Annotated in this window: 11 protein-coding genes and 1 pseudogene; 10 read left to right on the plus strand and 2 right to left on the minus strand. The window is 53.2% G+C overall.

Annotation, left to right across the window (positions count from 1 at the left end; genetic code table 11):
• From A7589_RS05670 to A7589_RS05680, 3 genes are all read left to right on the plus strand, one after another.
• Nucleotides 1–778: ABC transporter permease subunit (locus A7589_RS05670; RefSeq protein WP_108188760.1), on the plus strand; the 778-nt coding region annotated here is incomplete at its 5' end.
• Nucleotides 779–808: 30 nt separating this feature from the next.
• Nucleotides 809–1,750: an ABC transporter substrate-binding protein gene (locus tag A7589_RS05675; protein WP_001237477.1), complete on the plus strand. Its 942-nt coding sequence runs from the start codon at nucleotides 809–811 to the stop codon at nucleotides 1,748–1,750.
• Between the two features lie 60 nt (nucleotides 1,751–1,810).
• On the plus strand, nucleotides 1,811–2,812 hold the full coding sequence (locus A7589_RS05680; protein ID WP_000970595.1) for a carbohydrate kinase family protein: 1,002 nt from the start codon (nucleotides 1,811–1,813) through the stop codon (nucleotides 2,810–2,812).
• Here A7589_RS05680 and A7589_RS05685 read toward each other — a convergent pair.
• A pseudogene (locus tag A7589_RS05685) lies at nucleotides 2,809–3,375 on the minus strand (winged helix-turn-helix domain-containing protein); the annotation flags it as partial. The gene A7589_RS05680 and the pseudogene A7589_RS05685 overlap by 4 nt on opposite strands.
• 299 nt (nucleotides 3,376–3,674) lie before the next feature.
• On the opposite strand from A7589_RS05685, the gene yjcS reads away from it, so the two are divergent.
• From yjcS to yjcO, 7 genes are all read left to right on the plus strand, one after another.
• Nucleotides 3,675–5,660, plus strand: a complete 1,986-nt coding sequence (gene yjcS / locus A7589_RS05690) for an alkyl sulfatase YjcS (RefSeq protein WP_105282759.1) — start codon at nucleotides 3,675–3,677, stop codon at nucleotides 5,658–5,660.
• Nucleotides 5,661–5,868: 208 nt separating this feature from the next.
• Nucleotides 5,869–6,144: a YtcA family lipoprotein gene (locus A7589_RS05695; RefSeq protein ID WP_010358139.1), complete on the plus strand. Its 276-nt coding sequence runs from the start codon at nucleotides 5,869–5,871 to the stop codon at nucleotides 6,142–6,144.
• 18 nt (nucleotides 6,145–6,162) lie between these two features.
• Nucleotides 6,163–7,194, plus strand: a complete 1,032-nt coding sequence (mdtN, locus tag A7589_RS05700; protein ID WP_000446396.1) for a multidrug efflux transporter periplasmic adaptor subunit MdtN — start codon at nucleotides 6,163–6,165, stop codon at nucleotides 7,192–7,194.
• Nucleotides 7,194–9,245 (plus strand): multidrug efflux transporter permease subunit MdtO, encoded by a 2,052-nt coding sequence (gene mdtO / locus A7589_RS05705; RefSeq protein WP_001275235.1) that lies wholly within the window; start codon nucleotides 7,194–7,196, stop codon nucleotides 9,243–9,245. Before mdtN ends, mdtO begins: the two co-directional genes overlap by 1 nt.
• Complete coding sequence (gene mdtP, locus A7589_RS05710) at nucleotides 9,242–10,708, plus strand: multidrug efflux transporter outer membrane subunit MdtP (RefSeq protein ID WP_000610540.1); 1,467 nt, start codon at nucleotides 9,242–9,244, stop codon at nucleotides 10,706–10,708. Before mdtO ends, mdtP begins: the two co-directional genes overlap by 4 nt.
• 197 nt (nucleotides 10,709–10,905) lie before the next feature.
• Nucleotides 10,906–13,053, plus strand: a complete 2,148-nt coding sequence (gene fdhF, locus A7589_RS05715) for a formate dehydrogenase subunit alpha (protein WP_077630356.1) — start codon at nucleotides 10,906–10,908, stop codon at nucleotides 13,051–13,053.
• Nucleotides 13,054–13,146: 93 nt separating this feature from the next.
• On the plus strand, nucleotides 13,147–13,836 hold the full coding sequence (gene yjcO, locus A7589_RS05720; RefSeq protein ID WP_000719891.1) for a Sel1 family TPR-like repeat protein YjcO: 690 nt from the start codon (nucleotides 13,147–13,149) through the stop codon (nucleotides 13,834–13,836).
• A 194-nt stretch (nucleotides 13,837–14,030) separates the two neighbouring features.
• Here yjcO and gltP read toward each other — a convergent pair whose 3' ends face one another.
• Nucleotides 14,031–15,344 carry a glutamate/aspartate:proton symporter GltP gene (gltP, locus tag A7589_RS05725; RefSeq protein WP_000789605.1) on the minus strand — a complete coding sequence of 438 codons (1,314 nt, stop codon included), beginning with the start codon at nucleotides 15,342–15,344 and terminating at the stop codon, nucleotides 14,031–14,033.
• Between the last annotated feature and the right edge of the window lie 270 nt (nucleotides 15,345–15,614).

The following is a 15,614-nucleotide window of genomic DNA, read 5'->3' on the forward strand; positions in this document are numbered from 1 at the left end:
CATTATATTGACCGGCGGGATCGATCTTTCTGTAGGTTCAATTCTTGGCACCACGGCGGTAGCGGCGATGGTCGTCTCCCTTAGCCCGGAGTTCGCCATGCTGTCGATCCCGGCTGCGCTGATGCTCGGCCTGCTGCTGGGGTTGTTCAACGGCGCGCTGGTAGCCTTCGCCGGATTACCGCCGTTTATCGTCACACTCGGCACCTATACGGCGCTACGCGGGGCGGCGTATCTGCTGGCGGATGGCACTACGGTTATCAACTCCAACATTAATTTCGAGTGGATAGGCAACAACTATCTTGGACCGATCCCCTGGCTGGTGGTCATTGCGCTGGCGGTAATCGTGCTGTGCTGGTTTATTCTGCGCCGTACCACGCTTGGCGTTCATATCTACGCCGTCGGCGGCAATATGCAGGCGGCACGTCTTACCGGCATAAAAGTCTGGCTGGTGCTGCTGTTTGTTTATGGCATGAGCGGCCTGCTTTCAGGGTTGGGCGGAATTATGAGTGCCTCGCGACTGTACAGCGCCAACGGCAACTTAGGCATGGGTTACGAACTGGACGCCATTGCGGCGGTGATCCTCGGCGGCACCAGTTTTGTCGGCGGCATCGGCACCATCACCGGCACGCTGGTGGGGGCGCTGATTATCGCCACGCTAAACAACGGCATGACCTTAATGGGCGTCTCTTACTTCTGGCAACTGGTGATCAAAGGGGCGGTGATCATCATTGCGGTGCTGATCGACAAATACCGTACCCGACATCATCAAAGCGCATAACAACAATACCCTACACATGAGGAATACAGCATGAGATTGAAGCCCTTAGTGACCGCGCTCTGTGCAGGCGCGCTGCTGGTCGCAGCACCGTTCGCCCAGGCGAAAGAACTGAAATCGATAGGCGTGACGGTGGGCGATCTGGCGAATCCGTTCTTCGTGCAGATAACCAAAGGCGCGGAGCTGGAAGCGCGCAAACTGGCAGGCGATAACGTCAAAGTGACGCTGGTTTCCAGTGGCTACGATCTGGGTCAGCAGGTTTCGCAAATAGATAACTTTATTGCCGCCAACGTCGATATGATCATCCTTAACGCTGCCGATTCAAAAGGGATCGGCCCGGCGGTGAAACGGGCGAAAGACGCCGGGATCGTGGTGGTGGCGGTGGACGTAGCGGCAGAAGGTGCCGACGCCACCATTACTTCCGATAACACCCAGGCGGGCGAAATGGCCTGTAAATACATCACCGATCGCCTGAAAGGCAAAGGCAACGTGGTGATCATCAACGGGCCGCCGGTGTCCGCCGTGCAGAACCGCGTCGAAGGCTGCCAGACCGAATTTAAACGCCATCCTGACATCAAGGTGCTCTCAGACAACCAGAACGCCAAAGGCAGTCGTGAAGGCGGGCTGGAGGTGATGACCGGGCTGCTGGCGGCGAATCCGAAGATCGACGGCGTATTTGCGATTAACGATCCCACCGCGATCGGTGCCGATCTGGCAGCAAAACAGGCACAACGTAACGAGTTCTTTATTGTTGGCGTGGATGGTAGCCCGGACGCCGAAGAGGCGCTGAAGCGTGAGAACTCGTTGTTTGTCGCGACTCCCGCGCAAGACCCACAGGTGATGGCGGCGAAAGCCGTTGAGATCGGTTATGACATTTTGCAGGGCAAGCCCGCGCCGAAAGAGCCGGTGCTAATCCCGGTGACGATGATCGACAAAGACAACGTCGGTAATTACAAAGGCTGGACGGTGAAATAAGTCCGAGGCCGGGCGGCGACGCTGCCCGGCGGTAGCGCATTAGCTAATCCAGGAGCTGGCATGATGGAACGTAAAGGTATTATCGCAGCAGGAAATATGTTGGTTGATCACGTCCACCAGATTATCCAGTGGCCGGAGCGCGGCTGGCTGGCGGAGATCACCCACAGCGAACGCTCTACCGGTGGCGCACCGCTTAACGTCCTGCTGACGCTGGCGAAAATGCGCGCCGGGCTGCCTTTGCAGGCGGTCGGACTAATCGGTCAGGACAGCGATGGCGATTACATTATGGCGATGCTTGAGCAATACCACGTCAACCGCCAGCATGTGCAGCGCACCACCTTTGCGCCGACGTCGATGTCGCAGGTGATGACCGATCCCAGCGGACAGCGCACATTTTTCCATTCACCGGGCGCTAACCGGCTGCTGGATCTCCCGGCGTTCGACCAGCTTGATAGCAGCATGAAAATCTTCCATCTCGGCTATCTGCTCCTGCTCGAAAGCCTGGATATGCCAGACGATGTTTATGGCACTCGCAGCGCCCGCTTGCTGGCGCAGATGCATGACGCTGGCTATGAAACCTGTCTCGATCTGGTTTCCCGCAAGGGCGATCCGCGCTATCAGCCGCTGGTATTGCCCGCGTTGCGTCATCTGGATTATCTGGTGATTAACGAACTGGAGGCCGGAGAATTTAGCGGGCTGGAGATTCGTTTGCCCAACGGTGAGCCACATATCGCGCATATTGCCGCCGCCGCGCGCGAACTGTTAGATGCGGGCGTGCGCCAGCGCGTGGTGATTCACTGCGCGGAAGGCGCATGGGGAGAGACGCCAGAACAGGGCGGCATGTGGATACCCTCACGGAAATTAGAACCGCGCGAGATTATCGGTAGCGTCGGCGCGGGTGATGCGTTTTGTGCCGGATTTTTGTATGGCTGCCACGAACGCTGGACGCTTACCGAGAGCATCAAACTGGCACATGCCTGCGCACGCGCGAGCCTGTTATGCGCCAACGCCATCGACGGGGCAAAAACACTGGAAGAGCTGCAAACAGAAATGTCGGATTAATGCACGTCGGCAGCGAAGACATAACCCAGACCGCGCAGAGTTTTAATCAACATTGGCTGATGCGGGTTCAGTTCGATTTTGCGTCGTAGTCGCATGATTAATACGTCGATGGTGCGATCAAACACCTCTATGCTGTCACTATGGGTAAACTCCAGCAACTGCTCACGGCTCAATACCCGACGGGCGTTTTGTGCCAGAGCCAGCAACAAGCCATATTCGCCCTGAGTCAGCTCAACAAGTTGCTGTCGCGGATTGTGTAGCTGGCAGCGTGTGGTATCGAGATACCAGCCATTAAATGACAGCCCGGCATTTTTCTCCTCATTGACCGCCAGCACGCCAACGCGCCGTAACACCGCTTTTAGTCGCGCGACCACTACCCGTGGGGTAAATGGCTTGCAGATGTAATCATCCGCGCCCATTTCCAGCCCGACCACCACATCAGACTCACTGCCCAGACCGGTCAGCATCACCACCGGCAATGCAGGACGCATTTTCTGTAGTTGTTGTAATACCATCAGGCCGTTGGTATCAGGCAACATCATATCCAGCACCACCAGCACCACGGGTTTCATGGTTACACTCCGCATTATTCGCCTGATTAATCATTGTGCGTACTTCCTGGCGAAGTGAAAGAGGAAAGCAATATATATAATGAAAATATAATTCATGTCACATTATTGATATTATTAATAGATATGCCGTACTTTTTCACCTTCAGCACAAATGCCTAATAAAATGGCTCGTTCCGCTCACACTTCCGTTTATTAAAGTCGTCGTTTCCCAATTATGATAACGCCAGCTTTAAATGACGTATTTTGCATGGATTACATATTTACGACATAAATGATAAATGGAGATTTATATGAATAACTCTCAGTTATTCCGTTTGAGCAGGATTGTTATTGCCTTAACCGCCGCCAGCAGCATGATGGTAAATACCGCTTACGCAACAGATGAAGCGAAAGCCGCCACTCAATATACGCAACAGGTAAATCAGAATTACGCCAAATCATTACCGTTTAGCGATCGTCAGGATTTTGACGATGCCCAGCGTGGATTTATCGCCCCGCTGCTCGATGAAGGTATTCTTCGTGATGCGAATGGCAAAGTTTACTACCGCGCGGATGATTACAAATTTGATATTAATTCCGCTGCACCGGAAACCGTAAACCCCAGCCTGTGGCGTCAGTCGCAGATCAACGGTATTTCTGGCCTGTTCAAAGTCACCGATAAAATGTATCAGGTGCGTGGTCAGGACATCTCCAACATTACGTTCGTGGAAGGCGAGAAAGGCATTATTGTTATCGACCCGCTGGTGACGCCGCCAGCTGCAAAAGCCGCACTTGACCTTTACTTCCAGCATCGTCCGCAAAAACCGATTGTTGCGGTTATCTACACCCATAGCCACGCCGACCATTATGGCGGTGTGAAAGGCATTATCTCTGAAGCTGATGTTAAATCGGGCAAAGTTCAGGTGATTGCCCCTGCTGGCTTTATGGACGAAGCCATCAGCGAAAACGTACTGGCGGGTAATATTATGAGCCGCCGTGCGCTCTACTCTTACGGCCTGTTACTGCCGCACAACACGCAGGGTAACGTGGGTAACGGCCTCGGCGTGACGCTGGCAACCGGTGACCCAAGCATTATTGCGCCAACCAAAACTATCGTCAGAACTGGCGAGAAGATGATTATCGACGGTCTGGAGTTTGACTTCCTGATGACCCCTGGCAGCGAAGCGCCAGCGGAAATGCATTTCTATATTCCGGCACTGAAAGCCCTGTGTACCGCCGAGAACGCTACTCATACCCTGCACAACTTCTACACTCTGCGCGGCGCGAAAACCCGCGATACCAGCAAATGGACCGAGTATCTGAACGAAACGCTGGATATGTGGGGTAACGAAGCAGAAGTCCTGTTTATGCCGCACACCTGGCCGGTATGGGGCAATAAGCATATCAATGATTATATTGGTAAATATCGCGATACCATCAAGTATATTCACGACCAGACCCTGCACCTGGCAAACCAGGGCTACACCATGAATGAAATCGGCGACATGATTAAGCTGCCGCCAACGCTTGCCAATAACTGGGCCAGCCGTGGCTATTACGGTTCTGTCAGCCACAACGCCCGTGCGGTATATAACTTCTATCTCGGCTATTACGACGGTAACCCGGCAAACCTGCATCCGTATGGTCAGGTGGAGATGGGTAAACGTTATGTGCAGGCGCTGGGCGGTTCTGCCCGTGTCATCAACCTGGCGAAAGAAGCGAACAAGCAGGGTGATTATCGCTGGTCGGCAGAACTGCTGAAACAGGTGATTGCCGCCAATCCGGGTGACCAGGTGGCGAAAAACCTGCAAGCCAATAACTTTGAACAGCTCGGTTATCAGGCAGAGTCCGCCACCTGGCGCGGTTTCTACCTGACCGGCGCGAAAGAGCTGCGCGAAGGGGTACATAAATTCAGCCATGGCACCACCGGTTCCCCGGATACCATTCGCGGTATGTCGGTCGAAATGCTGTTCGACTTTATGGCTGTTCGCCTCGATAGCGAAAAAGCCGCCGGGAAGAATATCAGCCTGAACTTCAATATGAGTAACGGCGATAACCTCAACCTGACCCTGAACGATAGCGTGCTTAACTACCGTAAAACGCTGCAACCGCAAGCCGACGCCTCTTTCTACATTAACCGTGAAGATCTGCACGCCGTGCTGACCGGACAGGCGAAAATGGCGGATCTGGTAAAAGCGAAGAAAGCCAAAATTATTGGCAATGGTGCGAAACTGGAAGAAATTATTACCTGTCTGGATAATTTTGATTTGTGGGTGAATATCGTAACCCCGAATTAATTCCACTCATTCTCGGGGGCGTTCAAGCCCCCGAAAGCATTTATATTAAAAATATATGCAGAAAATTAATACACAATATATATAAGTTATGAATGCGGTGGCTGAATAAAGCTATTTTTATTCATCAAGAAAATAGCCATACTGACGCCTTCAATGGATATTGATATTCACTACAGATATTGTTCGCAGCAGACAGGATGTATTTAATATGCCAACAGTTCTCTCTCGCATGGCGATGCACCTCAAAAAAACAGCCTGGATAGTTCCCGTCTTCATGGTTTCGGGATGCTCATTATCTCCGGCGATCCCGGTGATTGGTGCTTATTATCCAAGCTGGTTTTTCTGCGCTATCGCCAGCCTTATTGTGACACTCATCACGAGGCGAATTATTCAGAGGGCAAATATCAATCTGGCATTTGTCGGAATTATTTATACCGCCCTTTTTGCTCTCTACGCCATGCTGTTCTGGCTGGCATTTTTCTAATCTATTTGAGATGCGCTCATGGAAAGTACGCCGAAAAAAGCTCCTCGCAGTAAGATCCCTGCCCTGCTGGTCGTTGCGCTGGCGCTGGTTGCCCTCGTTTTCGTTATCTGGCGCGTAGACAGTGCGCCATCAACCAACGACGCTTATGCTTCTGCCGATACCATCGATGTGGTGCCGGAAGTCAGCGGTCGTATTGTGGAACTGGCAGTCACAGACAACCAGGCAGTCAAACAGGGCGATTTGCTGTTTCGTATCGATCCTCGCCCTTACGAAGCGAATCTGGCGAAAGCCGAAGCCTCCCTCGCCGCACTGGATAAGCAAATTATGCTCACCCAGCGTAGCGTTAACGCCCAACAGTTTGGCGCCGACTCAGTTAACGCCACGGTAGAAAAAGCCCGCGCCGCCGCTAAACAGGCCAGCGATACATTGCATCGCACCGAGCCATTACTGAAAGAAGGTTTTGTTTCTGCTGAAGAAGTTGACCGTGCGAGAACTGCACAGCGCGCTGCAGAGGCCGACCTTAATGCCGTATTGTTGCAGGCGCAGTCAGCCGCCAGCGGCGTCAGCGGCGTCGATGCACTGGTCGCCCAACGTGCGGCGGTCGAAGCGGATATCGCTCTGACCAAACTGCATCTGGAAATGGCAACCGTTCGCGCACCGTTTGATGGTCGGGTCATTTCTCTCAAAACCTCGGTTGGGCAATTTGCCTCCGCAATGCGCCCTATTTTCACGCTAATCGATACCCGTCACTGGTACGTTATTGCCAACTTCCGCGAAACCGATCTGAAAAATATTCATGCCGGTACGCCTGCGACAATCCGCCTGATGAGCGACAGCGGCAAAACCTTCGAGGGTAAAGTGGATTCGATTGGCTACGGCGTGCTGCCGGATGACGGCGGTCTGGTGCTTGGCGGCTTGCCGAAAGTGTCTCGTTCTATTAACTGGGTTCGCGTTGCCCAGCGTTTTCCGGTCAAAATCATGGTCGATAAACCTGACCCGGAAATGTTTCGCATCGGCGCGTCGGCAGTCGCTAATCTTGAGCCGCAATAATGAGCGCCCTCAACTCCCTGCCATTACCGGTGGTCAGGCTGCTGGCGTTCTTTCATGAAGAGTTAAGCGAGCGGCGGCCTGGTCGTGTGCCGCAGACCGTGCAGCTCTGGGTAGGCTGCCTGCTGGTGATTCTGATCTCAATGACCTTCGAGATCCCTTTCGTGGCGTTATCACTGGCGGTGCTGTTTTACGGTATTCAGTCGAACGCGTTTTACACCAAATTTGTCGCGATCTTGTTTGTGGTCGCCACGGTGTTGGAGATCGGCAGCCTGTTTTTGATCTACAAATGGTCATACGGCGAACCGTTGATCAGATTGATCATCGCAGGTCCTGTCCTGATGGGCTGCATGTTTTTGATGCGCACCCATCGGCTGGGACTGGTCTTTTTCGCCGTCGCCATTGTCGCCATTTACGGGCAAACCTTCCCCGCCATGCTCGACTACCCGGAAGTGGTCGTGCGTTTAACGCTGTGGTGCATCGTTGTCGGCCTCTATCCAACCTTGCTGATGACGTTAATCGGCGTGCTGTGGTTTCCCAGCCGCGCCATTACGCAGATGCATCAGGCGCTTAATGATCGGCTTGATGACGCGGTACGTCACCTGGCAGAAAGTCTTGCGCCGCTACCCGAAACGCGGATTGAAAGAGAGGCGCTGGCGCTGCAAAAACTGAATGTATTTTGCCTCGCGGACGACGCCGACTGGCGAACCCATAGCGCATGGTGGCAAAGCTGCGTGGCAACGGTAACCTACATTTACTCCACGCTGAATCGCTACGATCCCACCTCTTTTGCTGATTCGCAGGTAATCATTGAGTTTCGGCAAAAATTAGCCGCTGAAATCAACAAGCTGCAACATGCTATTGCCAAAGGGCAGTGCTGGCAAAGCGACTGGCGGCTTAGTGAAGATGAAGCGATGGCGGCACGGGAATGTAACCTGGAGAATATCTGCCAGACACTGTTACAGCTTGGTCAGATGGATCCGCACACGCCGCCAACGCCCGCCGTCAAACCGCCGTCAATGGTCGCCGATGCCTTTACTAATCCGGACTATATGCGTTACGCGGTAAAAACACTGCTGGCCTGTTTGATCTGTTACACCTTCTACAGCGGCGTGGACTGGGAAGGCATTCATACCTGTATGCTGACCTGCGTGATCGTCGCTAACCCCAATATCGGTTCTTCGTACCAGAAGATGGCGCTACGTTTTGGCGGAGCTTTTTGCGGTGCAATTCTGGCGTTGCTGTTTACGCTACTGGTCATGCCATGGCTGGACAATATTGTCGAATTGCTGCTCGTACTGGCACCGATTTTCCTGGTGGGCGCGTGGTTCGCCACCAGCTCTGAGCGTTCTTCTTATATCGGCACGCAGATGGTGGTGACCTTTGCTCTCGCCACGCTCGAAAACGTCTTTGGTCCGGTTTACGACCTGGTGGAAATACGCGATCGTGCCATCGGCATTCTTATCGGTACGGCGGTATCGGCGGTGATTTACACCTTTGTCTGGCCTGAAAGCGAAGCGCGCGCGCTGCCGCAAAAACTGGCTGGCGCGCTGGGTATGTTAAGCAAACTGATGCGTATCCCGCGCCAACAGGAAGTCACGGCTCTGCGCACTTATCTGCAAATTCGTATAGGTCTACATGCGGCGTTTAATGCCTGTGAAGAAATGTGCCAACGCGTGGCGCTTGAACGTCAACTGGATGGCAATGAACGCGCCTTACTGATTGAACGCTCGCAAACAGTTATTCGTCAGGGACGCGACATTCTTCACGCCTGGGATGCCACCTGGAACTCGGCTCAGGCGCTTGATCACGCGCTCCAGCCGGACAGAGCCAGCCACTTTGCCGATGCACTGGAGAAATACGCTGCCGCTCTGGCAACCGCACTCAGCCATTCTCCCCTGATAACGCTTGAAGAGATACCCGCCTCGCAGGCCATCCTGCCCACCTTATTAAAACAAGAGCAACACGTCTGTCAGCTCATCGCCCGCTTGCCAGACTGGACAGCCCCGGCATTAACGCCCGCCACGGAACAGGCACAAGGAGCCACTCAATGATCAATCGTCAACTTTCATGCTTGTTGTTGTGCAGCATTCTCGGCAGCGCGACGCTGATTTCCGGCTGTGCGTTAGTGCGTAAGGATTCAGCCCCTCATCAACAGCTTAAACCAGAACAGATCAAACTTGCCGATGATATTCATCTTGCCAGTTCCGGCTGGCCGCAAGCGCAGTGGTGGAGACAGTTTAATGATCCACAACTGGATGCGCTGATCCAACGGACGTTAAGCGGTTCTCACACCCTCGCCGAAGCGAAATTGCGGGAAGAAAAAGCGCAGTCGCAGGCAGATTTGTTAGATGCTGGTTCACAATTGCAGGTGGCGGCATTAGGGATGCTCAACCGCCAGCGCGTCTCTGCCAACGGCTTTTTAAGCCCTTATGCGATGGATGCGCCCGCACTGGGAATGGATGGTCCGTACTACACCGAAGCCACCGTAGGTTTATTTGCCGGATTAGATCTCGATTTATGGGGCGTACATCGCTCAGCGGTTGCCGCAGCCATTGGCGCGCATAACGCCGCGCTGGCAGAAACTGCGGCAGTGGAACTGTCGCTCACTACAGGCGTAGCGCAGCTTTATTACAGTATGCAGGCCAGCTACCAGATGCTCGATCTGTTAGAGCAAACCCGCAGCGTGATTGATTACGCAGTGAGAGCGCACCAGAGTAAAGTGGCGCACGGCCTGGAAGCGCAAGTACCGTTCCACGGCGCGCGGGCGCAGATTCTGGCGGTCGATAAACAAATTGCTGCCGTCAAAGGGCAAATCACTGAAACGCGAGAATCTCTGCGCGCATTGACTGGCGCGGGCGCCAGCGATATGCCGGAGATCAAACCAGTGGCATTACCGCAAGTCCAGACCGGCATTCCGGCGACACTCTCTTATGAGTTGCTCGCCAGACGCCCGGATCTGCAAGCCATGCGCTGGTATGTTCAGGCGTCATTAGATCAGGTGGATTCCGCACGGGCGCTGTTCTACCCAAGCTTTGATATCAAAGCGTTTTTCGGACTGGATTCCATCCACCTGGATACCTTTTTCAAAAAAACCAGTCGCCAGTTCAACTTCATTCCGGGTCTGAAATTGCCGTTGTTTGACGGTGGGCGGTTGAATGCCAATCTCGAAGGCACTCGTGCTGCCAGCAACATGATGATTGAACGTTACAACCAGTCCGTGCTGAACGCAGTGCGCGACGTTGCAGTCAATGGCACGCGTCTGCAAACGCTGAATGACGAGCGGAAGATGCAGGCAGAACGCGTAGAAGCGACCCGCTTCACCCAGCGCGCCGCCGACGCCGCCTACAAGCGCGGTTTAACCAGCCGCTTACAGGCAACCGAAGCCGAATTGCCGGTGCTTGCCGAAGAGATGTCACTACTGATGCTGGATAGCCGCCGCGTGATCCAAAGTATTCAGTTGATGAAATCGCTGGGCGGCGGGTATCAGGCGGCTCCCATCACCGAGAAAAAATAAAATGTCTGCCGCGTGATGGCTGTCACGCGGTATTTCGTTTCGTCACGTCAAAACTGACGACAGCCTGTTTTTCGTCAGAGTTTTGAATAAATAGTGCCCGTAATATCAAGGAATGTCCCCAAATAAAATGTGGCATAAAAGATGCATACTGTAGTCGAGAGCGCGTATGCGTGATTTGATTAACTGGAGCGAGACCGATGAAAAAAGTCGTCACGGTTTGCCCATATTGCGCATCAGGTTGCAAAATCAACCTGGTCGTCGATAACGGCAAAATCGTCCGGGCGGAGGCAGCGCAGGGGAAAACCAACCAGGGTACTCTGTGTCTGAAGGGTTATTATGGCTGGGATTTCATTAACGATACCCAGATCCTGACCCCGCGCCTGAAAACCCCCATGATCCGTCGCCAGCGTGGCGGCAAACTCGAACCTGTTTCCTGGGATGAGGCACTGAATTACGTTGCCGAGCGCCTGAGCGCCATCAAAGAGAAGTACGGTCCGGATGCCATCCAGACGACCGGCTCCTCGCGTGGTACGGGTAACGAAACCAACTATGTAATGCAAAAATTTGCGCGCGCCGTTATTGGTACCAATAACGTTGACTGCTGCGCTCGTGTCTGACACGGCCCATCGGTTGCAGGTCTGCACCAATCGGTCGGTAATGGCGCAATGAGCAATGCTATTAACGAAATTGATAATACCGATTTAGTGTTCGTTTTCGGGTACAACCCGGCGGATTCCCACCCAATCGTGGCGAATCACGTAATTAACGCTAAACGTAACGGGGCGAAAATTATCGTCTGCGATCCGCGTAAAATTGAAACCGCGCGCATTGCTGACATGCACATCGCACTGAAAAACGGCTCGAACATCGCGCTGTTAAATGCGATGGGCCATGTCATTATTGAAGAAAATCTGTACGACAAAGCGTTCGTCGCTTCTCGAACAGAAGGCTTTGAAGAGTATCGTAAAATCGTTGAAGGCTACACGCCGGAGTCGGTTGAAGATATCACCGGCGTCAGCGCCAGTGAGATTCGTCAGGCGGCGCGGATGTATGCCCAGGCCGAAAGTGCATCCATTCTGTGGGGCATGGGGGTTACCCAGTTCTATCAGGGCGTGGAAACCGTACGTTCTCTGACCAGCCTCGCAATGCTGACGGGTAACCTCGGTAAGCCACATGCGGGCGTTAACCCGGTTCGTGGTCAGAACAACGTGCAGGGTGCCTGCGATATGGGCGCGCTGCCAGATACGTACCCTGGCTACCAGTACGTGAAAGATCCGGCTAACCGCGAGAAATTCGCCAAAGCCTGGGGCGTGGAAAGCCTGCCTGCTCATACCGGCTATCGCATCAGCGAGCTGCCGCACCGTGCGGCACATGGCGAAGTCCGTGCGGCGTACATTATGGGCGAAGACCCGCTGCAAACTGATGCGGAACTGTCGGCAGTACGTAAAGCCTTTGAAGATCTGGAACTGGTCATCGTCCAGGATATCTTTATGACCAAAACCGCGTCGGCGGCGGATGTTATTTTACCGTCAACCTCGTGGGGCGAACATGAAGGTGTCTACACTGCGGCTGACCGTGGCTTCCAGCGTTTCTTCAAAGCGGTTGAACCGAAGTGGGATCTGAAAACGGACTGGCAAATCATCAGTGAAATCGCCACCCGTATGGGTTATCCGATGCACTACAACAACACCCAGGAGATCTGGGATGAGTTGCGTCATCTGTGCCCGGATTTCTACGGTGCGACTTACGAGAAAATGGGCGAACTGGGCTTCATTCAGTGGCCTTGCCGCGATACATCAGATGCCGATCAGGGGACTTCATATCTGTTTAAAGAGAAGTTTGATACCCCGAACGGTCTGGCGCAGTTCTTCACCTGCGACTGGGTAGCGCCAATCGACAAGCTCACCGACGAGTACCCGCTGGTGCTGTCAACGGTGCGTGAAGTCGGTCACTACTCTTGTCGTTCGATGACCGGTAACTGTGCGGCGCTGGCGGCGCTGGCTGATGAACCTGGCTACGCACAAATCAATACCGAAGACGCCAAACGTCTGGGTATTGAAGACGAGGCATTGGTTTGGGTGCACTCGCGTAAAGGCAAAATTATCACCCGCGCGCAGGTCAGCGATCGTCCGAACAAAGGGGCGATTTACATGACCTACCAGTGGTGGATTGGTGCCTGTAACGAGCTGGTTACCGAAAACTTAAGCCCGATTACGAAAACGCCGGAGTACAAATACTGCGCCGTGCGCGTCGAGCCGATCGCCGATCAGCGCGCCGCCGAGCAGTACGTGATTGACGAGTACAACAAGTTGAAAACTCGCCTGCGCGAAGCGGCACTGGCGTAAATCAGTCCCTCTTACAGCCTCCTTTCGGAGGCTGTTTTTTTATCTATTCGAACTCTTTATACTGGTTACTCCCTACCCAATCGTATTATCAAAATGAAAAAAATTATCGCATTGATGTTATTTTTGACATTCTTTGCCCACGCAAACGACTCCGAACCCGGCAGCCAGTATGTAAAGGCAGCAGAGGCCGGAGATAAACGCGCACAATATTTTCTTGCCGATAGCTGGTTTAGCTCCGGCGATTTGAGCAAAGCCGAATATTGGGCACAGAAAGCCGCTGACAGCGGTGATGCCGATGCCTGCGCGCTGTTAGCGCAGATCAAAATCACCAATCCGGTCAGTCTGGACTATCCACAAGCAAAAGTTCTTGCCGAGAAAGCAGCACAGGCGGGCAGTAAAGAAGGTGAAGTGACGCTGGCGCATATTCTGGTTAATAGTCAGGCGGGTAAACCAGATTATCCGAAGGCGATTTCGCTGTTAGAAAACGCTTCGGAAGATTTAGAGAATGATACTGCCGTTGATGCCCAGATGCTGCTTGGCTTGATTTACGCCAACGGCGTGGGCATTACCGCTGACGATGACAAAGCAACCTGGTATTTCAAACGCAGCTCCGCGATTTCCCGTACCGGTTATTCCGAGTACTGGGCGGGGATGATGTTCTTAAACGGTGAAGAGGGTTTTATCGAGAAGAACAAGCAAAAGGCGCTGCACTGGTTGAACCTGAGCTGTATGGAAGGGTTTGATACCGGGTGTGAAGAGTTTGAAAAATTAACCAACGGTTAAGCCAGGCCTGATAAGACGCGTTAAGCGTCGCATCAGGCGTTGATGTCGGATGCGGCGTAAACGCCTTATCCGACCTACAAAAATCACGCTAAATCAGGCTATTGCACTGTCTGGCGTAGGCCTGATAAGACGCGACAGCGTCGCATCAGGCATCACACATTGCCGGGTGGATATAACCCTCCGGCAATCTTCAATTATTGATCCGCAGTCTTATCAAATTTGCCCAGCATTTCACGTTCATAGGCCATCGCCTTTTTGCGGTCAAATTTGTGTTCCCACTTGGCAATCACCAGCACCGCCAGCGCATTACCCACCACGTTCAGCGCGGTACGCGCCATGTCGAGGATACGGTCAACACCAGCAATAAACGCCAGACCTTCCAGCGGAATACCCACGCTCCCCAGCGTTGCCAGCAGCACCACAAACGACACGCCCGGCACGCCTGCAATCCCTTTCGAGGTCACCATCAGCGTCAGCACCAGAATGATTTCCTGCCAGATGGAAAGGTCAATGCCATACAACTGCGCGATAAAGATAGCGGCAATACTTTGATACAGCGTCGAACCATCGAGGTTAAAGGAGTAACCGGTCGGCACCACGAAGCTAGTGATCGACGCCGGTGCACCGTAGGCTTCCATCTTTTCAATAATTCGCGGCAGCACGCTTTCAGAGCTGGCAGTGGAGTACGCCAGAATCAGCTCATCTTTCAGAATGCGAATCAGGATCCAGACGCTCAACCCGCACAGACGCGCCACAATTCCCAGCACCACCAGCGCGAAGAACAAAATAGCGAAATGCACCAGCAGCACCAGCTTCGCCAGCGGCCACAGGGAAGAGAAACCGAAGTTAGCCACCGTCACCGCAATCAGCGCAAATACACCCACCGGTGCATAACGCATCACCATGTGAGTCACTTTAAACATGGTTTCAGAGATGGAGCGGAACACGGTCACCAGCGGTTCACGATGCGTCGCGGGCAGGGAGGAAAGCCCCAGACCAAACAGCACCGAGAAGAAGATGATCGGCAGCATTTCGCCTTTCGCCATCGACGCCACAATGTTCGTCGGCACCAGCGACAAAATCGTGCCCATAATGCCGTGGGAACTGCTTTGTACCGCTTCCGTAGTGCTCTGATATTTCGAGATATCAACGGTCGCCAGCTGCGACATATCCACCCCGGCACCGGGCTGGAAGACGTTCGCCAGAGTGATCCCCAAAATGATGGCGACGGTGGTGATCACCTCGAAGTAGATAATGGTTTTCGCGCCAATACGCCCGAGCTGTTTGGCATCACCCACACCCGCGATACCCACCACCAGCGTGGAGATCACAATCGGCACAACAATCATTTTGATCAGGTGAATGAAGATATCACCCGCCGGAGAGAGCAAATTGACGACCAGCCATTCTCGACTGTCGCTATGGTAGTGCAGGTAACTTCCCAGGAGAATGCCCAGCACCATAGCAAACAGAATCTGCCAGGCCAGGCTGAATTTTATATTTTTCATATGAATGACTTCCTCAATGGAGCGCCGTTCCCCGCTCAGAAACGCGAGAACGTGACATACTGCCAGGGCATGAATTGTGTTGCGTTGGTTTGTAGATTTTTTTAACGCTTATGATCAGTATCATTTGCGCGGTATGTTGCGCAACCCTTTAACAACAGAGCTTTTCGCTGCATTAATGCATAATAACGCGAGTTTATGACAGGTTATATGAATAACCATTTGTTATGGAAAGATTTTTATTTGTTTAATCTGCAATAATCGTTAATGGTG

It is taken from the genome of Escherichia sp. MOD1-EC6475, assembly GCF_003046645.1.
GTDB classification, from domain to species: domain Bacteria; phylum Pseudomonadota; class Gammaproteobacteria; order Enterobacterales; family Enterobacteriaceae; genus Escherichia; species Escherichia ruysiae.

What these genes read in the sequence shown, in the direction of transcription:
- A7589_RS05675 (WP_001237477.1), top strand. Translation starts at nt 809, where the DNA reads ATGAGATTGAAGCCCTTAGTGACCGCGCTCTGTGCAGGCGCGCTGCTG.
- A7589_RS05680 (WP_000970595.1), top strand. Translation starts at nt 1,811, where the DNA reads ATGATGGAACGTAAAGGTATTATCGCAGCAGGAAATATGTTGGTTGAT.
- yjcS (WP_105282759.1), top strand. Translation starts at nt 3,675, where the DNA reads ATGAATAACTCTCAGTTATTCCGTTTGAGCAGGATTGTTATTGCCTTA.
- A7589_RS05695 (WP_010358139.1), top strand. Translation starts at nt 5,869, where the DNA reads ATGCCAACAGTTCTCTCTCGCATGGCGATGCACCTCAAAAAAACAGCC.
- mdtN (WP_000446396.1), top strand. Translation starts at nt 6,163, where the DNA reads ATGGAAAGTACGCCGAAAAAAGCTCCTCGCAGTAAGATCCCTGCCCTG.
- mdtO (WP_001275235.1), top strand. Translation starts at nt 7,194, where the DNA reads ATGAGCGCCCTCAACTCCCTGCCATTACCGGTGGTCAGGCTGCTGGCG.
- mdtP (WP_000610540.1), top strand. Translation starts at nt 9,242, where the DNA reads ATGATCAATCGTCAACTTTCATGCTTGTTGTTGTGCAGCATTCTCGGC.
- yjcO (WP_000719891.1), top strand. Translation starts at nt 13,147, where the DNA reads ATGAAAAAAATTATCGCATTGATGTTATTTTTGACATTCTTTGCCCAC.
- gltP (WP_000789605.1), bottom strand. Translation starts at nt 15,344, where the DNA reads ATGAAAAATATAAAATTCAGCCTGGCCTGGCAGATTCTGTTTGCTATG.